This is a genomic window from Roseobacter sp. HKCCA2468, assembly GCF_037805105.1.
In the GTDB taxonomy this organism is placed as follows: domain Bacteria; phylum Pseudomonadota; class Alphaproteobacteria; order Rhodobacterales; family Rhodobacteraceae; genus M30B80.
Map to the genome: position 1 here is coordinate 374,327 of NZ_JBBLYN010000001.1, position 18,671 is coordinate 392,997.

At 57.5% G+C, this 18,671-nt stretch carries 20 protein-coding genes and 1 tRNA gene; 13 read left to right on the plus strand and 8 right to left on the minus strand.

Annotation, left to right across the window (positions count from 1 at the left end; all coding sequences use genetic code 11):
• Positions 1-21: 21 nt before the first annotated feature.
• The 13 genes from AAC620_RS01925 (at position 22) to AAC620_RS01985 (ending at position 9,466) form a co-directional block, all read left to right on the plus strand.
• The gene (locus AAC620_RS01925; RefSeq protein WP_317655800.1) at positions 22-483 is read left to right on the plus strand and encodes an Rrf2 family transcriptional regulator; all 462 of its coding nucleotides are present in this window, start codon (positions 22-24) and stop codon (positions 481-483) included.
• Complete coding sequence (locus tag AAC620_RS01930) at positions 483-1,535, plus strand: cysteine desulfurase family protein (RefSeq protein WP_340242565.1); 1,053 nt, start codon at positions 483-485, stop codon at positions 1,533-1,535. Before AAC620_RS01925 ends, AAC620_RS01930 begins: the two co-directional genes overlap by 1 nt.
• A 120-nt stretch (positions 1,536-1,655) precedes the next feature.
• Positions 1,656-3,173: a Fe-S cluster assembly protein SufB gene (gene sufB / locus AAC620_RS01935; RefSeq protein WP_340242566.1), complete on the plus strand. Its 1,518-nt coding sequence runs from the start codon at positions 1,656-1,658 to the stop codon at positions 3,171-3,173.
• Positions 3,173-3,367, plus strand: a complete 195-nt coding sequence (locus AAC620_RS01940; protein ID WP_317654923.1) for a hypothetical protein — start codon at positions 3,173-3,175, stop codon at positions 3,365-3,367. Before sufB ends, AAC620_RS01940 begins: the two co-directional genes overlap by 1 nt.
• Positions 3,368-3,371: 4 nt before the next feature.
• The gene (locus tag AAC620_RS01945; protein ID WP_340242567.1) at positions 3,372-3,566 is read left to right on the plus strand and encodes a hypothetical protein; all 195 of its coding nucleotides are present in this window, start codon (positions 3,372-3,374) and stop codon (positions 3,564-3,566) included.
• A 5-nt stretch (positions 3,567-3,571) separates the two neighbouring features.
• Entirely contained in the window at positions 3,572-3,883 is a 312-nt protein-coding gene (locus AAC620_RS01950; RefSeq protein ID WP_317654921.1) for a heavy metal-binding domain-containing protein, read from the plus strand.
• A 33-nt stretch (positions 3,884-3,916) separates the two neighbouring features.
• Entirely contained in the window at positions 3,917-4,672 is a 756-nt protein-coding gene (gene sufC, locus AAC620_RS01955; protein ID WP_317654920.1) for a Fe-S cluster assembly ATPase SufC, read from the plus strand.
• Entirely contained in the window at positions 4,672-5,970 is a 1,299-nt protein-coding gene (sufD, locus tag AAC620_RS01960; RefSeq protein ID WP_340242568.1) for a Fe-S cluster assembly protein SufD, read from the plus strand. The genes sufC and sufD overlap by 1 nt, the downstream gene beginning before the upstream one ends.
• A gap of 15 nt (positions 5,971-5,985) precedes the next feature.
• Entirely contained in the window at positions 5,986-6,492 is a 507-nt protein-coding gene (locus tag AAC620_RS01965) for a YIP1 family protein (protein ID WP_340242569.1), read from the plus strand.
• A gap of 4 nt (positions 6,493-6,496) precedes the next feature.
• Positions 6,497-7,093, plus strand: a complete 597-nt coding sequence (locus AAC620_RS01970; protein ID WP_340242570.1) for a YIP1 family protein — start codon at positions 6,497-6,499, stop codon at positions 7,091-7,093.
• Positions 7,094-7,102: 9 nt separating this feature from the next.
• Complete coding sequence (locus AAC620_RS01975; RefSeq protein WP_340242571.1) at positions 7,103-8,323, plus strand: cysteine desulfurase; 1,221 nt, start codon at positions 7,103-7,105, stop codon at positions 8,321-8,323.
• A gap of 56 nt (positions 8,324-8,379) precedes the next feature.
• Positions 8,380-8,456: transfer RNA gene (locus AAC620_RS01980), tRNA-Arg, on the plus strand.
• Between the two features lie 77 nt (positions 8,457-8,533).
• On the plus strand, positions 8,534-9,466 hold the full coding sequence (locus tag AAC620_RS01985; protein ID WP_340242572.1) for a 3-hydroxyacyl-CoA dehydrogenase: 933 nt from the start codon (positions 8,534-8,536) through the stop codon (positions 9,464-9,466).
• Between the two features lie 5 nt (positions 9,467-9,471).
• Here AAC620_RS01985 and AAC620_RS01990 read toward each other — a convergent pair whose 3' ends face one another.
• The 8 genes from AAC620_RS01990 to AAC620_RS02025 form a co-directional block, all read right to left on the minus strand.
• The gene (locus AAC620_RS01990; RefSeq protein ID WP_340242573.1) at positions 9,472-11,103 is read right to left on the minus strand and encodes an acyl-CoA synthetase; all 1,632 of its coding nucleotides are present in this window, start codon (positions 11,101-11,103) and stop codon (positions 9,472-9,474) included.
• Positions 11,100-11,909 carry an enoyl-CoA hydratase gene (locus AAC620_RS01995; RefSeq protein ID WP_340242574.1) on the minus strand — a complete coding sequence of 270 codons (810 nt, stop codon included), beginning with the start codon at positions 11,907-11,909 and terminating at the stop codon, positions 11,100-11,102. The genes AAC620_RS01990 and AAC620_RS01995 overlap by 4 nt, the downstream gene beginning before the upstream one ends.
• Positions 11,910-11,933: 24 nt before the next feature.
• Positions 11,934-12,380 (minus strand): OsmC family protein, encoded by a 447-nt coding sequence (locus AAC620_RS02000; protein WP_340242575.1) that lies wholly within the window; start codon positions 12,378-12,380, stop codon positions 11,934-11,936.
• Positions 12,381-12,407: 27 nt separating this feature from the next.
• A complete protein-coding gene (locus AAC620_RS02005; RefSeq protein WP_340242576.1) occupies positions 12,408-13,586 on the minus strand; it encodes an NAD(P)/FAD-dependent oxidoreductase in 1,179 nt (392 codons plus the stop codon).
• Positions 13,583-14,647 carry an Ldh family oxidoreductase gene (locus AAC620_RS02010; protein ID WP_340242577.1) on the minus strand — a complete coding sequence of 355 codons (1,065 nt, stop codon included), beginning with the start codon at positions 14,645-14,647 and terminating at the stop codon, positions 13,583-13,585. Before AAC620_RS02010 ends, AAC620_RS02005 begins: the two co-directional genes overlap by 4 nt.
• A gap of 76 nt (positions 14,648-14,723) precedes the next feature.
• Positions 14,724-15,917, minus strand: coding sequence for an FAD-binding domain-containing protein (locus tag AAC620_RS02015; RefSeq protein ID WP_340242578.1), 1,194 nt, complete (start codon positions 15,915-15,917; stop codon positions 14,724-14,726).
• Between the two features lie 67 nt (positions 15,918-15,984).
• On the minus strand, positions 15,985-16,533 hold the full coding sequence (locus tag AAC620_RS02020; RefSeq protein ID WP_340242579.1) for a carboxymuconolactone decarboxylase family protein: 549 nt from the start codon (positions 16,531-16,533) through the stop codon (positions 15,985-15,987).
• Between the two features lie 15 nt (positions 16,534-16,548).
• The gene (locus AAC620_RS02025; RefSeq protein WP_340242580.1) at positions 16,549-18,585 is read right to left on the minus strand and encodes an NADH:flavin oxidoreductase; all 2,037 of its coding nucleotides are present in this window, start codon (positions 18,583-18,585) and stop codon (positions 16,549-16,551) included.
• Between the last annotated feature and the right edge of the window lie 86 nt (positions 18,586-18,671).

Below are 18,671 nucleotides of genomic sequence, written 5' to 3' on the forward strand. Positions count from 1 at the left end.
TGGCACAATTCGGGGGGCAAGATGAAGCTCAGCACAAAAGGCCGATACGCGATGGTGGCTATGGCCGATCTTGCCTTGCAAGCGGACGGCGCGTTGACCTCTCTTGCGGATATTGCCAAGCGGCAGGATATTTCGCTGCCCTATCTTGAGCAGCTGTTTGTGAAACTGCGCCGCGAGGGTTTGGTGGTGTCTGTGCGCGGGCCTGGCGGGGGGTATAAACTGGCCAAAGCGCCCGCAGAAATTCGCGTGGTCGATATTTTCTCGGCGGTCGAGGAAACGGTTTCAGCGATGCATAAGGGGGCGGGCGCCTCTGGCGGCATGTCGGGCAGTCGTGCGCAAAGCATGACCAATCGTCTTTGGGAAAGTCTCAGCGCCCATGTCTATGTTTACCTGCATCAAACACGGCTTTCGGATGTGATCCGCAATGATCTGACGCCATGCCCGGCCGTTCCAACCCTCTTTACAGTGGTGGATGGGGCCTGATGGCGCGCGTCTATCTGGATCACAACGCTACAATGCCGCTTCGGCCCGAGGCGCGCGCGGCGATGATCGCTGCAATGGATGTGGTGGGTAACCCGTCCTCCGTTCATCAAGAGGGGCGTGCGGCCAAGGCGTTGATGGAACGCGCGCGCGGTCAAATTGCCAGTGCCATCGGCGCAGAGGCCGCCGATATCGTGTTCGTGTCTGGCGCGACCGAGGCCGCCGCATTGGCCCTATCTGGGCGCAATCTTAAAGGGGCCGCGATTGAACATGACGCTGTGCGCGCGTGGATCCTCGAGGACCTAGAGGTTGATGCGCAAGGTCAGGTGCATGTCACAGATCCTGCAGAAGCGACCCTCCAACTTGCGAATTCCGAAACGGGGATCATCCAATCCCTGCCCGAAGGTTTGGCCGTATCTGATTGGACGCAAGGCTTTGGCAAGCTGCCGCTTGCCTTTGATTGGTCGGGGGTCGATATGGCGTTTATCTCGGCGCATAAAATTGGCGGGCCAAAGGGAATCGGCGCGCTGATCTTGCGGCGTGGCCTTGACGTGGCGGCGCAAATTCGTGGCGGCGGTCAAGAAATGGGGCGCCGATCTGGAACCGAGAATTTAATTGGCATTGCAGGATTTGGTGGTGCGGCGCAGGCTGCAATACAAGATATTGAAAATGGCCTGTCGAAAAAGCTGGAAAAACTTAGAAATATTCTAGAAAAGACACTGGAACATCGCGCCAAAGATACTATTTTTGTTGGGAAAGACGTCGCGCGGCTTCCCAATACCAGCCTGATGGTCACGGAGGGGTGGAAAGGGGAAAGCCAGGTGATGGCAATGGATCTAGCAGGATTTGCGATTTCCGCAGGCTCTGCTTGTTCCAGTGGCAAGGTCAAATCCAGCGCCGTTTTGCAGGCGATGGGGCTGACGCCAGAGATGGCAGGATGCGCGATCCGTGTCTCTCTTGGGCCACAAACGCAGGAGGCCGATGTAATGGCCTTCGCGGAAGCTTGGGCCGATGCCTATGACAGGCGCAAGGCGCGGGCAGGGTTAAACCGCTAGGGGGCCGCATCATTAAAAGATGTGGCAGGGCCACCGCGCCGCACCCCTTGCGATCGAACAGATGCACGAGGGGGTGGGTGGCCTATACGCACCCATCAGGAAGAAACAGGAGTTGATCCCATGACCGCACTCGACAGCGATATCCGCGAAGGTGTCGATCGCGAAACCGTTGAAACCGTCAAGGCAATGGGTGGCGCGTATAAATACGGTTGGGAAACCGATATTGAGATGGAGTTCGCCCCAAAAGGCCTGAACGAGGACATTGTGCGCCTCATCTCGGAAAAGAATAACGAGCCCAAATGGATGCTTGATTGGCGCCTGCAGGCGTTCAAACGCTGGAAGCAGATGGCTGAACCTGATTGGGCCATGCTGAATTACACGGCGATTGAATACCAAGATCAATATTACTACGCCAAACCCAAAAGCATGACCGAAAAGCCCAAAAGTTTGGACGAGGTCGACCCAAAGCTTTTGGCGACCTATGATAAACTGGGTATCCCCCTGAAGGAGCAGATGCTGCTCGCAGGGGTTGAAGGCGCAGATGCCGAGGCCGCACCGCGCAAAGTGGCGGTTGATGCTGTGTTTGACAGTGTCTCGGTCGGCACGACATTCAAGGATGAATTGGAAAAGGCAGGGGTCATCTTCTGCTCCATCTCCGAGGCGATACAAAAGCACCCAGATCTGGTGAAGAAATATCTCGGCTCGGTTGTGCCTATTTCGGATAATTTCTTTGCCACTTTGAACTCTGCCGTGTTTTCGGATGGCTCCTTCGTCTATGTGCCACCTGGCGTGCGCTGCCCTATGGAATTGTCCACCTATTTCCGCATCAATGCGGAAAATACGGGCCAATTTGAGCGCACATTGATCATTGCGGATAAAGACGCCTATGTGTCCTACCTTGAGGGCTGCACCGCGCCAATGCGCGACACCCACCAATTGCACGCCGCAGTTGTGGAATTGGTCGCCCATGATGATGCCGAAATCAAATATTCCACAGTGCAAAACTGGTATCCGGGCGATGAAAACGGCAAGGGTGGGATCTACAATTTCGTGACCAAGCGTGCCGATTGCCGTGGGGATCGCTCTAAGGTGATGTGGACCCAAGTGGAAACAGGGTCGGCCATTACATGGAAATACCCGTCTTGCATCCTGCGCGGTGATGACAGTCAGGGGGAATTCTACTCCATCGCCATCGCCAATAATGCGCAGCAGGCCGATACGGGCACCAAGATGATCCATTTGGGCAAGAACACCAAATCGCGGATTGTCTCCAAAGGTATCAGCGCAGGGCGTGCGCAAAATACCTATCGCGGTCAGGTCTCGATGCATCCAAAGGCGAAAAACAGCCGCAATTACACCCAATGCGACAGTTTGCTGATTGGCGATAAATGCGGTGCGCATACTGTGCCTTATATTGAGGTCAAGAATAACTCCTCGCGGGTTGAGCATGAGGCCACCACTTCGAAAGTGGATGATGATCAGCTGTTCTATTGCCGCTCCCGCGGGATGGATGAGGAAGAGGCGGTGGCCTTGGTGGTCAACGGCTTCTGCCGCGAGGTGTTGCAGGCGTTGCCGATGGAATTTGCCATGGAAGCGCAGCAATTGGTTGCAATCAGTCTTGAGGGGAGTGTCGGCTGATGAACTGGAAATATTGGCTCACCGCAGGGGAACCACGCCCGCGTTATGCGCTGTTGGTTGCTATTGGTGTGGTTGTGATGATGGCCTTGACCTATTCTATCTGGCATCCAGGTGGGCCAGGTCTGGCGGCTTTCGCCGCGGTGGCGGCCACCATTATCAGCCATGTATCGGCAAAAATGATCATGCGGAAATAAGCCCATGTTGCCAGAGCTGTTGCATCAAACCGCGGGGATCGGTGTTGGCACCTTTCTTGGGGCGCTGATCGGCCTGTCCGTGCGGGCGCGCCAAGGCAAGCGCGGTGGATTGGTGCGCGGATCGGTCTTTTTGACCTCGGTTCTGGTGGGCATGGCGGCTTGGGTTGCAATGGCCGTGCTGCGCGGCGTTATGGGGTAAGGCGGATGATCGTTACAACAACACAATCTATCGAAGGTCGAAAAATCACGGACTATCGCGGTATCGTGGTGGGTGAGGCGATTTTGGGCGCAAATGTGTTTCGCGATATTTTCGCAAGCATCACCGACATTATCGGCGGGCGCTCAGGGGCCTATGAGGGCGAAATGGCCCGTGCGCGGGAAACCGCGCTGGCCGAAATGCAAGATCGCGCGCGCGAGCAGGGCGCAAATGCGGTGGTCGGTGTCGATCTGGATTACGAAGTTATCAACAATATGCTGATGGTCAGTGCCTCAGGCACGGCTGTCACGGTGGAATAAGGGAAAGGGCCTGCGCCCTTGAAGGAGAAGATAATGCTTGAGATCAAGAACTTACATGTCGAACTTGAGGAAGAAGGAAAGCAAATCCTCAAAGGTGTCGATCTGACCGTAGAGGCGGGCAAGGTTCATGCGATCATGGGGCCAAATGGCTCGGGCAAATCGACCTTGTCCTATGTGCTGTCGGGGCGCGATGGGTATAGCGTCACGGATGGCTCTGCCACTTTGCTGGGCGAAGACATCCTCGAAATGGAACCCGAAGAGCGCGCCGCAGCAGGCCTGTTTTTGGCATTCCAATATCCCGTTGAGATCCCCGGTGTTGGCAATATGACCTTCTTGCGCACGGCGCTGAATGCACAGCGTAAGCTGCGCGGCGAGGATGAGGTAAGTGCGGCAGAGTTTCTGAAACTGGTGCGCGAAAAGGCCAAGACCCTCAAGATTGACGCAGAAATGCTCAAGCGTCCCGTCAATGTGGGCTTCTCGGGCGGTGAGAAGAAGCGCAATGAAATCCTGCAAATGGCTATGTTGGAACCCAAGATGTGCATCTTGGACGAAACCGATAGTGGCCTTGATGTGGATGCGATGAAACTGGTCTCGGATGGCGTAAACGCGCTGCGGGATGCAGGGCGTGGGTTCCTTGTGATCACCCATTATCAACGCCTGCTTGACCATATCAAACCTGATGTTGTGCATATCATGTCGGATGGCCGTATCATCAAAACGGGCGGGCCAGAATTGGCCTTGGAAGTTGAGAAAAACGGCTACGCGGATCTGTTGGCGGAGGTTGCATAATGGCTTTGGCGCAGGCACGCATTGATTTGACCGAGGCGCGGATTGCGGCGCTTGAGTTGCCGCACGGGGCCAATTGGGCCAATGAGGCGCGCCATACAGCCCTCACACGGCTGCGCGCCATGGGTTTGCCCACCGCGCGGGATGAATATTGGAAATACACAAACCCCGCCGAGTTGACCGTGGCCGATGCGCCGGCAGCGGCGCTGTTTGATCCGGGGCAAGATCGCCGTGTCTTTGAAGATATTGACCGCCTCAAGATTGTCTTTGTGGATGGTGTTTTTGATGCGGCTCAATCAGATGATCTCAGCCTTGAGGGGCTGGAAATCTCACGCCTGTCTGACGTTCTGAAAACCGACATTCACTGGGCGATGGAGCTTTATGGTCATCTTGAAACCCATGGCCAAGACCCCGTTGCGCGCCCCTTGGCCGCGCTGAACACGGCCTTTGCCACGGATGGCATTGTGATCCGTGCCACAGGGCGGGTGTCCAAACCCGTCAGCCTGATCTATCTGCATCAGTCTGAAACCTCCGATGCCGTGCTGCACCATGTGATCCGCGTTGAAGAAGGCGCAGAGATGACCTTGCTTGAACAGGGCCCTGCGGCGGCGCGGTTCAACAAATGCACTGAGGTTGATCTGGCCCCGACCGCACGCTTTCAACACATCCGCGCACAGGGGCGCGATCACGCCCGCCGCGCCGTGACCCATAGCTTTGTGCGCGTGGCCGAGGCGGCGCATTACAAAAGCTTTACCCTTACCTGCAACGGCGTTCTGACCCGCAACGAGCATGTGATTGATATCGTTGGGGATAATGCAGTTGCCCATGTGGCGGGTGCGGCACTTGGCGATGGCAAGCGGGCCGAGTTCCATCATGACGACACGGTCTTTGTGACCCATCGGGGTGAGGATTGCGAAAGCCGTCAGGTGTTCAAAAAGGTGTTGCGCAACGGGGCCTCTGGCGTGTTTCAAGGGAAAATCCTTGTGACGCCCGGTGCGCAAAAGACCGATGGCTATCAAATCAGCCAAGCCCTGCTTTTGGATGATGACAGCACGTTCTTGGCCAAGCCCGAGCTTGAGATTTACGCCGATGATGTGAAATGCAGCCACGGCTCGACCACTGGCGCGATTGATGAAGAGGCGTTGTTCTATCTGCGCTCGCGCGGGGTGGATCACCCAACAGCCACCGATCTTTTGGTTTTGGCCTTTTTGGCCGAGGCGATTGACGAGATCGAAGATGAGACGCTGCGCGCAGATATATTGGCCCAGCTAGAGCTGTGGTTGGCACGGCGGCGGGGCTAAAGGGTAGGGTCTGCAATGTCAGTCAGCCGCGATATTGTCGCCTCTTGGCGTCGCCCGCGACAGGTGCTGCGGTCTATGCTGAACCATGGCCGCCGCGAGGATCGGGCGATTGCCTTTGTCATGATCGCGTGTTTCCTGCTGTTTGTGGGGCAATGGCCCAAACTTAGCCGTGAGGCGTTTCTGGATCCATCGGTGCCACTGCAGGCGCGCCTTGCCATCACATTTTTCTCAATGATGATGGTGATGCCTTTGATGCTCTATGTGTTTGCAGGGATTTCGCATCTGGTGGCGAAATTGTTTCGCGGGCGTGGCACGTTTTATTCTGCGCGGCTGGCGCTGTTTTGGTCGCTTTTGGTGACGGCACCGCTATTTTTGTTGAACGGGCTTGTGGCAGGGTTCATCGGACAGGGGCCTGCATCCGATGCCACGGGCTTGGTGACATTGCTTGGCTTTTTGGTGATTTGGCTCGCGTGCCTGATTGAGGCAGAACGCGCACCAGAGGCCGTAACAGAAGGGGTTTAGGCGCGTGAACCTGTCAGAGATTCTCACCCTATCGGGTCTGTGGCGTCATACGCGTGACACGATCCGCGCCCCGCAAGAGGCAGCGCAGGCGATTCTGGCCCTTAATCTGCCGCGCAATGTTTTGTGGTTGGGCTTGGCCTTGGTCATTACCCTATCAACCCTGTTGGCAAGTGCGGTCTTGTTGATGGTGCCGATGCCAGAGGCGGGCGCAGGCGTGCCGATGCCTGTCGTGATGGGGCTTGTTCAGGCGGTTTTCCTTGTCTTGGTGTCCCTTGGCATCGCGGTGATTGGTGCGCGCTTTGGGGGCAAGGGCGATTTTGACGGTGCGCTTGCGTTGATGGTCTGGTTGCAGGCCGTGTTTCTGGTCGTGCAGGCCTTTCAAATCGCGGCCATTGCCATTGGTTTGTCGGTTCTTGCCGATATCGTCAGTCTTGCCTCTATCCCACTATTCTTTTGGCTCATGGCGCAGTTTGTCACTGTTTTGCATGGGTTTTCGTCCGTTTGGAAAACCTTTTGGGCGATTATCATGTTTCTCATCGCCTTTGCCTTTCTTCTTTCGCTAGTCGTGACAAGTTTCGGCCTTGTTCCAATGATGCCGTAAAGGGTTTCCATGTTTGATGTTGATAAAATCCGCGCTGATTTCCCGATCCTCTCCCGTGAGGTGAACGGAAAGCCACTGGTCTATCTCGACAATGGGGCGAGTGCGCAAAAGCCGCGCGCGGTGATTGATGCGATGACCCATGCCTATGAGGCGGAATATGCCAATGTGCATCGTGGGCTGCATCATCTCTCTATGGTCGCGACCGAGGCCTATGAGGGGGTGCGCGGCAAGATTGCGCGCTTCCTAGGCGTGGCGGACGAGCGCGAGATTGTCTTTACCTCAGGGGCAACGGAAGGGATCAATCTTGTTTCCTATGGTTGGGCCGCGCCGCGCCTGCAAGCGGGGGATGAGATCATCCTGACCATTGCCGAACATCACGCCAATATCGTGCCGTGGCATTTTCTGCGCGAACGTCTTGGCGTGAAATTGGTCTGGGTCGAGACAGATGTGAGCGGGGATTTGGATCCGCAAGCGATGATTGATGCGATCACCCCGCGCACGCGGCTGATTGCGATGTCGCATATGTCAAATGTGCTTGGCACTGTGTTTGACGTCAAAACGGTGATTGATGCCGCCCATGCCCGCGATATTCCCGTATTGGTGGATGGGTCGCAGGCGGCTGTGCATATGCCGCTGAACCTTGATGCGCTTGGCGCGGATTTTTACGCAATCACAGGACACAAACTCTATGGCCCGTCAGGATCAGGCGCGATCTATATCAAATCAGCGCGCATGGCCGAGATGCAGCCCTTCTTGGGCGGGGGGGACATGATCCGCGAAGTGCATCGTGATGAGATCACATGGAATGACCCCCCAATGAAATTCGAGGCGGGGACACCGGGCATCGTGCAGCAAATCGGTCTTGGCGTTGCCCTTGATTACATGAGCGCCGTGGGTATGGAGGCGATTGCCGCCCATGAGGCCGATCTGACCCAATATGCGCGCACCCGCCTTGCGGGGCTGAATTGGCTGAATGTTCAGGGGAATTCTGCGCATAAAGGCGCGATCTTTTCCTTCACGATAGATGGCGCGGCGCATGCCCATGATATTTCCACTGTCCTTGATAAAAAAGGTGTGGCCGTGCGCGCGGGCCATCATTGTGCACAGCCTTTGATGGAACATATGGGTGTGACGGCCACCTGCCGCGCGTCCTTTGCGATGTATAACACACGTGCCGAGGTGGATGCCTTGGTCGAAGCCTTGGAACTGTGCCACGATCTTTTCGCCTAAGCGCGCACGGATTGATGATTGCGAAACCGCGCCCGCGCCGCTAAAAGCGGGCTCAGGCACCCGTAGCTCAGCTGGATAGAGCGCTGCCCTCCGAAGGCAGAGGCCAGAGGTTCGAATCCTCTCGGGTGCGCCAGTTTTCTTTTTCATCTGGAATGCCGCCCCGCCGATCCTATAGCATATCGACAGATATGATTTTGGAGGGCGGGAGATATGGGCAAGATTGCGATTGTGGGGGCAGGGCTGATTGGTCAGGCATGGGGGGCTGTGTTTGTGGTAGCGGGCCATGATGTTGTGCTTTATGATCCTATCGCGGGTGTTGCCGATGGCGCGGCGCCAAAGGTTTTGGCGCGGTTGCAGGATTTAGCCGATCACGGCCTGATTGCCGCACGAGAGTATCGCAGTCAGATCAGCGTGGCTGCGAGCTTGGCTGCGGCGCTTGAGGGAGTGATATATGTCCAAGAAAGTGGCCCAGAAAAGCGCGATGTAAAGGCGGCCCTGACTGCGGAGATGGATGCAATTCTGCCGCCTGATGTGCCGATTGGCAGTTCAACTTCGGGCATTCCTGCCTCGTCCTATGCGGCTGATGTCGCGGGGCGCGCGCGCTGCTTGGTCGTGCATCCGATCAATCCCCCCCATCTGGTGCCCGCCGTTGAGATTGTGCCTGCCCCTTTTACCGCAGCTGAGGTCACCCAAAAAGTGCGCGATTTGATTGCACAGACAGGGCAAATTCCAATTACATTGAAGCGCGAGATTGACGGGTTTGTGGTTAACCGATTGCAAGGTGCGTTGCTGATTGAGGCGTTTAAGCTGCTGCAAAACGGCGTGGCCGCGCCCGAGGATATTGACCGCGCCATTTGCGATGGTTTGGGGATGCGGTGGTCGTTTATGGGGCCGTTTGAAACGATCCACCTGAATGCACCGGGGGGCGTGTCGGATTATGTCACGCGCTTTGCGGGCATGTATCAGACCATGTTTGAGGGCGACACAAAAATCAGCGATTGGTCATCCGCCTTAGACCAAGGACTGACGTCCTATTTGGATGCCCTGCACCCGCAAGACAGCCTGCCAGAGGCGCATCGCGCGCGCGATCTAAAGCTTATGGAGCTTTTGCGCGCGCGGCGTGCGGGGGGGCGCAGGGGATAAGCCTGTTAGCTTGCCCCTGCCTTTGCCATGTCGCGCAATTGGAATTTTTGGATTTTACCCGTGCTTGTGCGCGGGATCTCCGTGAAAATAAAATCACGCGGGCATTTGTAATGGGCGAGGCGGTCGCGGCACCATTCGCGCAGATCCTCTGCGCTTGCGCTTTCCCCTGATTTCAATTCGATAAAGGCACAAGGCGTCTCGCCCCATTTCTCGTCTGGCTTGGCCACCACGGCCACGACAGCCACGGCAGGGTGTGCATAAAGCACTTCCTCCACCTCGATGGAGGAAATATTCTCGCCTCCTGAGATGATGATATCCTTTGAGCGGTCTTTCAGCTGAATATATCCGTCTGGGTGGATCACCGCCAAATCGCCCGAATGGAACCAGCCGCCCGCAAAAGTTTTTTCGGTGGCGCTTGGGTTGCGGAAATATCCCTTCATCACGACATTGCCGCGGAACATGACCTCGCCCAAAGTTTCCCCATCGCGCGGGACAGGGTGCAACGTATCGGGATCAAGCACATCCAACTGTTCTAGCGGCGTGTATTTCACGCCCTGACGCGATTTAAGCCGCGCTTGTTCGGGCAGGGGCAAATCTGACCATTCCTGATGCCATTCATTGACCACGGCGGGGCCATAGGTTTCGGTTAGGCCGTAAAGATGGGTCACATCAAACCCCGCCTGTTGCATATCGGCCAAGACCCGCTCAGGCGGCGGGGCTGCGGCGGTAAAGAAATTCACCTGTGATGGCAGTTGCTCTCGCTCGGGCGCATCCAAGATTACCGACATCACAATTGGCGCGCCGCATAGATGGGTTACGCCATCCTCGGTCAAGGCGCGCCAAATCGGCGCGCTGCGCACTTGGCGCAGGCAGACATGGGTGCCGATAATGGCCGAAATTGTCCAAGGGAAACACCAGCCGTTGCAGTGAAACATCGGCAAGGTCCACAGATAGACCGCGTGTTTCTGCATCGAAGTGATCAGCGCATTGCCCTGTGCCAGCAAATAAGCCCCGCGATGGTGATAAACCACACCTTTTGGATCACCCGTGGTGCCGGAGGTGTAGTTAAGCGCAATCGCATCCCATTCATCATCGGGCAGGGCCCAGTGATAGTCAGGATCGCCTTTGGTCAGATAGGCCTCGTAATCTTCGGCTATTACATCGCTGCGCGGGCCGTCATATTCGGGGTCATCATATTGCACCAACTGCGGCTTGGATTTCGCCAGTTGCAGCGCCTCTTGGGCCAGTGGCATGAATTCCGCATCTACGATCAGGATTTTGCTTTCGGCATGGTCGATCTGAAAGGCGATGATGGCCGCATCAAGCCGCGTGTTAATAGAATGCAGAACCGCGCCGCACATTGGCACACCGTAATGGCATTCCAACATGGCGGGTGTATTGGCAAGGATCACAGAGACATTATCGCCCTTGCGCACCCGGTCTTGTGTCAGGCGAGACGCCAATTGCCGCGCGCGCGCATAGAAATCGCGGTAACTGCGGCGCAAGGGGCCATGAATGATAGCCACATGATCTGGGTAAGTGCCTGCAGCGCGCTCAAGAAAACTCAGCGGGCTGAGGGGTTGATGATTGGCCGCGCGCCGCGCTAGGCTTGGGTCATCGTGATAAATCTGGCTCATTTGTCCTGCCATTGTGGATGACGTTTTTCGATAAAGGCCCCGATCCCTTCTTCGGCATCATGGGTCAGCATATTATCCACCATAACCTGCGCGGCATAATTATAGGCCTCGGCCAGACCCATTTCGGCTTGGCGATAGAAGGCCGATTTTCCAGTGGCGAGGGTCATTGTGGATTTTGCGGCGATTTTGGCGGCCATCTCCTCGGTTGTGGCGCTGAGTTCTGCCTCAGGGACAGCCTTGTTCACCAATCCCATCTCAACCGCACGCGGGGCCGCGATCATATCGCCTGTCAACAGCATCTCCATCGCGTGTTTATGGCTGACATTGCGCGACAAAGCGACCATGGGGGTCGAGCAAAATAGCCCAATATGCACCCCAGGTGTGCCAAAGCGCGCGCCGTCTTCAGCCACCGCCAAATCACAGGTCGCAATCAATTGGCACCCCGCCGCCGTGGCCACGCCCCGCACCTCGGCAATCACGGGCTTGGGGCAGGCCACAATCGCCTGCATCACGGATGCGCAAAGCGCCATGATCTTGGTGAAATAGGCGCGCCCCCCATCGCCCTCAGCGCGGGCGGCGGTCAATTCCTTTAGATCATGACCCGCACAAAAAGCGGGGCCACGAGAGGCAAGAATGACCACCCGCACCTCAGGATCATCGCCTGCCGCATGGATCGCCTCAAGAAGGCGGTTCAGCATCGCCTCGGACAGCGCATTGCGGCGTTTTTCGTCATTCAGGGTCAGACGTAAAATCCCCCGCGCATCAAGCGCGCTGTCTAGGATATTGGTTTGGCTGGCTATGGTCATGGCATCCTCTCCCAGATTAGGGGCTTAGCTGATCGTCACCTCAACATAGTCGGCGATGGAATTTGCAACAAAGCAATAACGATGGGCGCGGTGCTGCATCTCGTCAAGCGTTTCCTGATCCACCGAAAAGCCGGTATCAAAGGTCACTTTGGGGTGCAGATCAATACGGGTCACCGCCATGCGGCCTTTGGGGCTTTTGCCCAAATGGGCCACGGCATGGTCGCTATAGCTTGCCACAGGCCAACCTGCCTTCGCGGCAAGGGCCAGAAAGGTCATCATATGGCAACTCGACATCGCAGCGGCCAAGGCCTGTTCTGGATTGGTATAGGCGGCATTCCCGCCCCAATCGGGCGCGGCATCCCCCATGACCTTGGTGTCATCAGTATAGGTGATCTCATGGGCGTTGCTGTATTTCTGCGGGGTCAGCGTGGCCTCTTGGCGCTGCCAGTTTAGGGTGATGGATAGGCTCATAACGCGGCAACCTTTCTTTTATTAAAATCAGATAAATTTGGCTTTGAAATCGGTGTCATACCCCTCAGGGGCAAGGGATTGGCCTGTGGCCGCCAAAGCCCCCAAGCGGCCGATTTCATCACAGCTTTTCGCGGCGGCCCCATTGCCCCCTGTCAGGATGGTCAGGTGATCATCAAGCCGCTCGATATAGGGGTATCCTGTGGCCGTGAAACTGATGACGCAAGTATCGGTGTGATAGGATTGCACGGGCAGATCGGGCAAAATTGCCGTCAAATAGCCTTGCAAACGCGCGGCGGCCTCTGCGCTGCCCTCAGAGCGGAACCATGCGGTCATCTCGGCCTGAGTGGTCAGGCTTGGCGAGGCAGGTTCGCCCCCGATTTTCAGATAATATGTCCCATCGGGATATTGGATCGGTGGCAGCAGATACAGGTCTTCATCCATGCGCCCATCTTCGGGCATGGAAATCAGCGTGGGCATCTCGGCCAAGCGCGCCACATCATTGGGCGCGATTTCGGCCAAAAGCACGGTGCGTGCCATCACGTTCATATCGGGGCGGGCGGGCAAAAGCTTGTCGGTGCGCGCATAGCCCCCCGTGGCGATGACGACATGCCCCGCATCCACTGTTTCGCCCGTTGTAAGGGTGACTGTGCCCTGATCCTGCGCCACGGCGGCGGCGTTAATCACCACGCCCCCCGCCTGTTCCATCGCGCGCTCCTCTGCGGCGCGCAATAAGCGGGGGTTGATCCAACCGCCTGTGGCCTCCCATGCGGCGGCTGTTCCTACGGGAAACCGCATAAAGGGAAAGCGCGCGGCAAGCCCTGCATCATCAAGCCGCTCATGGGGAATGGCCAAGGCCTCAGCCGCCTGCAGAAAGGCGTGCGTAAAATCCGCAGCGGGCCCTGCGATTGGCCCTGCCATCATCACCCCGCATGGGGTGTAGAACCCTTGCCCTAATACCGCCTCAAGTTCACGGTATCGCGCCATGGAGCGCAAGGCGAGGCGGGACCAATCCGCCTTTTCCGCAAGGCCGCGCGTGATCCTGCCTGCGTCATGGTGGCTGCCAAAGGGGCCATCATGGGTTGCACGGTTTTGCGGCTCGGAGGGGCCGATTAGGGCCACGCGATGACCCATTTGCGCCAGATACCGCGCGGCGGCTGTGCCCATCAGGCCACGACCAACCACCGCGATATCAAAGCGCCCCGTCACAGCGACAATCCTGTTGTCTTGGTCAGTTCGGCAAAGCTTGCTTGGGTAACAGGGTCAAGGGGGATACCCTTTTGAGCGCGTAAGGCTGCCACATCCCATTCGCGATCCCCAGGCGCCATGACGCGCGCGCCTGTGCGGGGCGTGCTGGTGCGCAGCTTGGTCAGGTAATGCTCCATGCCCGCAATGAACATAGGGCCTGTTAAAAAGGCCTCTGGGTCAATCGCAATCACAAATCCCCCCACGCCCCGCGGACGGGTCATGTCACCGCCCACCATGGCATCGAGATCGGGCGAGATTTTCATGCCCGTGAAAACTGCTGAAAAGATTTCTGCAACGCCCCCCAATGCGGCCCCCTTAAACCCGAATTCGCCCCCGAGCGGGGCCAACATTTCAGCTTTATTAGGGTCGGTTGTGTTCACACCTGCGGCGTCAGATGCGACATCTTCGGGCAAGGTCACGCCAAGGGAAGCATAAAGTTGCACGCGGTTATAGGGCACGGAACTGGTCGCCATATCCAAAAGCCAAGGGTTGCCTGCGGTGGGAAAGGCGATGGAGATCGGATTGGTGCCGTGAAACCGTCCGGCCCCGTCATGCAGGCGCACAAGACTGTCTGAATTGCCAAAGACCATGCCACCCATCCCGCGCTTGGCCAAGGCCATGGTATAGGCCCCCGCAGCGCCGTAATGCGAGCTGTTCATCACCCCAACCGCACCAATGCCCGCCTCACGGGCCAAATCGGCGGCATGATCCGCCGCGGCATAAAGTGCGCGCGCACCATGCGCATCATCCGCGTCCAACATGCCCGTGCCTGCACGGGTTTTGGTGAATTTGAGATTGGGGCGCGGGTTGACACGCCCGCCGCGCATGACCGCCTGATAATGCGGCAAAAGGCGGAAGCCGTGGCTGTCTACGCCATGCAGGCTGGCATGCATCATGGCATCTGTAGTGGTAGTGGCCGTGGCCTCATCTGCGCCCGCAGCGCGCAATATAGCGTGGCTGAAATTTGTTATTGCCTCGGCACTGACCCAAATTTGATTATCATCCTGCCGTTGCGCTGTCATTTTACCCTCCCGCCAGCTTGCAATTTCGCGCATGTTGCCTCAGCGCCACGGGCGATGCCAGTTAAGAATTTATCTCTCAATCCAATGCGGCAATCAGCTGGGGGATTTTCTGTTTCATCTTGAAGAAACCCGCCGTGGCATGGGGCCATATCCTTTGATCCCAAGGGTCGCACCATTCGGCGAAGGCGATATTTGCGGCCTCAAGGGGCCTGCGCGCCTCGGTGAACCAATCGAATAACGGCCCTTGCGGGATATAGGGGGTGGCGATTTGCACGGCCCCAAGCCGCGTGGCCATTTGCGCCAAGAGATTTGGATCGAGCGCCTCGACCATTTCAGCGGTCAGGCCAAGCCGATTTGCGCAATCGCGAATGGCCTCCGCCTCGAAAGCGGCGACACTTGGGCTTGCATGGCGCAAATGCGATTGGGTCAACCCCACCACGGCACCAACATCAAAGCCCGCAATATCGGCGCCTGTGATCCCGCAGTCTTCATCAGTGATCAGCAAAAGGGTTTTCGCCCCCGTCTGTGGCGCAACTGGCGTGCGCAGTGGCAGGGTCGGGGGCAGGCCATCAGGTTCGGTTGTTTCAAGCCCTTCTGTCACCACGGCCAAATCTACATCGCGCGGGGTAAATCGGTTTTGGGTGAATTTTGCGATATTCCACGCCTCGGCCGCATAGAATTTGCCCCGCGTATGTAGGCCCGCAACCCATCGCCAGCCCAAGGTGTTAGACGCTGCATCCCCATCCAAGAGATGACGGTAAAAAAAATCCGCGCCAAGCCGCCATGGCAATCGCAGCGTGAATATCCAGATCGAGGCAAACCACATCCGCGCGTGATTGTGCAGATAGCCCGTTTCAACCAATTCGCGCGCCCAATGGTCAAAGCAGTCTAGCCCGGTGCGCCCTTCGATGGCGCGGGTATAGGCGCGGGACAAAGGGCGATCTTGGTCGAGCGCGGCCATATCGGCCTCAAGACCTGACACGTAACTGCGCCATATGGCGGGGCGCATCTCAAGCCAGCCCTTGAAATAGCTGCGCCAAATCACCTCTTGAATGAATTTTTCAGCGGCAACCGCGCCATGTGTGCCAAGCGCGGTTTTGACAACCTCTGCCTCGCGGATCAGGCGGCGGCGGATATAAGGCGACAAGCGCGACACAGATTTATGTGCGCCATGTCCCAGATCGTAATTGCGCCCATTGGCATAGGCCTTGCCCATTTTGGGGGTGAATTCGATCAGACGCGCCTCTGCCTCTGCCCGTGTGGCCTGCATGTTTTTGCCTCGCTTGGATGTGCTTTGCGCATCTAGCTAAGGCAGCAGGGGGCGAGGTCAACTGCGCCTAGGCGCCCTCAAACGGGGTTTCGCGCAGCTCGCGCGCGACCGCCTCATCCAATCGTGGGGTAAAGGAATTGAGGATAAAACCAAGCGTGCTGTAAAAGCCTACTGTGGCAATCAAATCAAAAATGCCCTCTTTGCCAATTTCCGCCTCAAGCGGCCCCTGCATCTGGGGGGGGATCGCGCGCGTGGTCATCAGGGCATCGACTGCGCGGGCGATGGTTTGATCTTGACCTGTGATCTCGTCAATTGGGCCTGCGAGACGCGCGATGCGGTGATCTTCAAACCCAAGGGCGCGCGCACGGCTGACATGATGAGCCCATTCATAATCCGAGCCCATCCAATGCGCGGCACGCAGGATCACCACCTCGCTCAATTCGGGGCCAAGCGCGGTTTTGACCACCACATGATCCCGCAAATCTGCCCAAGCCCGTAGTAATGCAGGGTGATGTGCCATCACCCGATAGACATTCAGCCGCCCCGCAAACCCCGCTTGCATATCCGCGATTTCGGCGGGCCAATGGGCGTTGTCTAGGGGCGGGTAGCGGGTCATTTTGGGGCTCATTCCTTAGAGGCTGCGCGCAAGGCGCAACCCATCATAAATTGCGGCATGGGTGTTGCGCGGTGAGACTGCATCACCAATGCGGTAGAGGTCAAACTGCCCGTCTGGATTTTTGATAATCTTTTGGGACTGCCCTGCAAGAAAGGCATGGTAATCCATCTCGCCCAAATTGCGCGACTGTGGTTTGAGCGCAAAATAAAGATCATCAAGCGGCGTTGTGCCTTGATTGACCACGACCTGATCTACCTCGCGGGTTTCGATTTTGTCGCTATAGTCACTGATTAAATGCGCGGTCAGGCGATTGCCTGTGCGCGTTACATGGCTGAGATACCATGTGATGGTCATCCGCGCGCCTGAGTGTTGCAGCGCACGAATATAGGGGGTGAGGTTCATGCCCATCACCTCGGGCGCGATGGCGCGGTCGCGGGTGACGATCTCAATGCTGCGGGCATGGGGGGCTGCAAATTCCGCGGCCTGCAACCCTGCGTGATCGCCTGCCTCATCAAAGATCAGCATATCGCCTTCGGGTTTGACATCGCCCGACAAAATATCCCATGCGCTGCAAATGAGATCGCTGCCCGTCTCTAACCCCCCTTCGCGGGCCATGCCGCCTGTGGCCACAATCACCACATCGGGCGCAGTCGCCAAAACATCTTCGGGTTCGGCATAGGTGTTATATTGCAGGCGCACGCCAAGCTTTTCGCATTGTGCAACCCGCCATTCGGTGATCGCCAACATCTCGCGGCGGCGGGGCGATTGCGCGGTGAGGCGAATTTGCCCGCCTGCCTGCGGGGCGGCCTCAAGGAGATGCACCTGATGCCCGCGCGTGGCCGCAACCCGCGCGGCCTCAAGGCCCGCAGGGCCAGCGCCGATAATCGTGACGCGGGTCGGGGTTTCTGTTGGGGCAATCTTATGCGGTTGGCTCAATTCCCGCCCCGTTGAGGGGTTGTGCAAACACAGCGCCTTTTCGCCCTGATAGATGCGGTCGATACAGTAATTTGCCCCCACGCAGGGGCGAATATCCTCCTCGCGCCCCTCGAGAAGTTTTGCCATGATATAAGGGTCGGCAATATGTGCCCGCGTCATTCCCACCATATCTAACTTGCCCGCAGCAATGGCATGGCGCGCGGTCGATAAATCGGGAATACGCGCGGCGTGAAAGATCGGGATGCCCGTTTGCGCGCGTAACTCGCCCGCAAAATCCAGATGCGGGGCCGAAGCCATGCCCTGCAACGGGATCACGCGGGTCAGGCTTGCATCGGTGTCGATATTGCCCCGAATGACGTTTAGGAAATCGACCATCCCGCTGTCGCGCAGGCGGCGGGCAATCTCTTGGCCTTCAGTGGCAGAAATACCGCCCTTGATATCTTCATCGGCCACAAAACGGACGCCCACGATGAAATCATCCCCAACGCGGGCACGAATGGCGCGCAGGACATCCATCGAAAAGGCCATCCGCGTCTCAAGCGTTTCAGCCCCGTATCGCCCCTCTAGGTGATTGAGGCGGGGCGACCAAAACGCATCCATCAAATGGCCGTAGGATTCCAATTCGATCCCGTCTAGCCCTGCATCCTTCATCCGTTCAGCCGCATCGGCGTAATCACTGATGATCCGCGCGATGTCCCAATCCTCAAGCACTTTGGGATAGGCGCGATGTGCGGGCTCGCGCAGCGCACTTGGCGAGAGGACAGGCAGCCAATCGCCTGTATCCCACCGCGTGCGCCGCCCCAGATGGGTAAGTTGGATCATCACAGCCGCGCCCTCGTCATGCACCTCGCGGGCAAGACGGGCCATATGCGGGGTAATCTCGTCCCGATAGGCCAAGAGATTGCCAAAGGCGGGTGGGCTGTCGCGGCTGACCACGGCAGAGCCCGCCGTCATGGTCAGCGCAATGCCAGCACGGGCGCGCTCTACATGATAGGCACGATAGGCATCGGTGGGTAGGCCATCCTCGCTATAGGCGGGCTCGTGGCTGGTGATCATGACCCGATTGCGCAAGGTCAGATGTTTCAGCTGAAACGGCTGCAAGATCGGGTCTTCCATAGGATGCCTCTTAACGGTTCGCGACTGTGTCAGCCTAGGCTGGCCGTGGCGGGCTCTGCTTGTCAAGGAAGGGGCGCGTCACGAAA

Excerpts from the sequence above, each read along its gene's own strand:
- AAC620_RS01925 (WP_317655800.1), top strand. The coding sequence starts at position 22 with ATGAAGCTCAGCACAAAAGGCCGATACGCGATGGTGGCTATGGCCGAT.
- AAC620_RS01930 (WP_340242565.1), top strand. The coding sequence starts at position 483 with ATGGCGCGCGTCTATCTGGATCACAACGCTACAATGCCGCTTCGGCCC.
- sufB (WP_340242566.1), top strand. The coding sequence starts at position 1,656 with ATGACCGCACTCGACAGCGATATCCGCGAAGGTGTCGATCGCGAAACC.
- AAC620_RS01940 (WP_317654923.1), top strand. The coding sequence starts at position 3,173 with ATGAACTGGAAATATTGGCTCACCGCAGGGGAACCACGCCCGCGTTAT.
- AAC620_RS01945 (WP_340242567.1), top strand. The coding sequence starts at position 3,372 with ATGTTGCCAGAGCTGTTGCATCAAACCGCGGGGATCGGTGTTGGCACC.
- AAC620_RS01950 (WP_317654921.1), top strand. The coding sequence starts at position 3,572 with ATGATCGTTACAACAACACAATCTATCGAAGGTCGAAAAATCACGGAC.
- sufC (WP_317654920.1), top strand. The coding sequence starts at position 3,917 with ATGCTTGAGATCAAGAACTTACATGTCGAACTTGAGGAAGAAGGAAAG.
- sufD (WP_340242568.1), top strand. The coding sequence starts at position 4,672 with ATGGCTTTGGCGCAGGCACGCATTGATTTGACCGAGGCGCGGATTGCG.
- AAC620_RS01965 (WP_340242569.1), top strand. The coding sequence starts at position 5,986 with ATGTCAGTCAGCCGCGATATTGTCGCCTCTTGGCGTCGCCCGCGACAG.
- AAC620_RS01975 (WP_340242571.1), top strand. The coding sequence starts at position 7,103 with ATGTTTGATGTTGATAAAATCCGCGCTGATTTCCCGATCCTCTCCCGT.
- AAC620_RS01985 (WP_340242572.1), top strand. The coding sequence starts at position 8,534 with ATGGGCAAGATTGCGATTGTGGGGGCAGGGCTGATTGGTCAGGCATGG.
- AAC620_RS01990 (WP_340242573.1), bottom strand. The coding sequence starts at position 11,103 with ATGAGCCAGATTTATCACGATGACCCAAGCCTAGCGCGGCGCGCGGCC.
- AAC620_RS01995 (WP_340242574.1), bottom strand. The coding sequence starts at position 11,909 with ATGACCATAGCCAGCCAAACCAATATCCTAGACAGCGCGCTTGATGCG.
- AAC620_RS02000 (WP_340242575.1), bottom strand. The coding sequence starts at position 12,380 with ATGAGCCTATCCATCACCCTAAACTGGCAGCGCCAAGAGGCCACGCTG.
- AAC620_RS02010 (WP_340242577.1), bottom strand. The coding sequence starts at position 14,647 with ATGACAGCGCAACGGCAGGATGATAATCAAATTTGGGTCAGTGCCGAG.
- AAC620_RS02015 (WP_340242578.1), bottom strand. The coding sequence starts at position 15,917 with ATGCAGGCCACACGGGCAGAGGCAGAGGCGCGTCTGATCGAATTCACC.
- AAC620_RS02020 (WP_340242579.1), bottom strand. The coding sequence starts at position 16,533 with ATGACCCGCTACCCGCCCCTAGACAACGCCCATTGGCCCGCCGAAATC.
- AAC620_RS02025 (WP_340242580.1), bottom strand. The coding sequence starts at position 18,585 with ATGGAAGACCCGATCTTGCAGCCGTTTCAGCTGAAACATCTGACCTTG.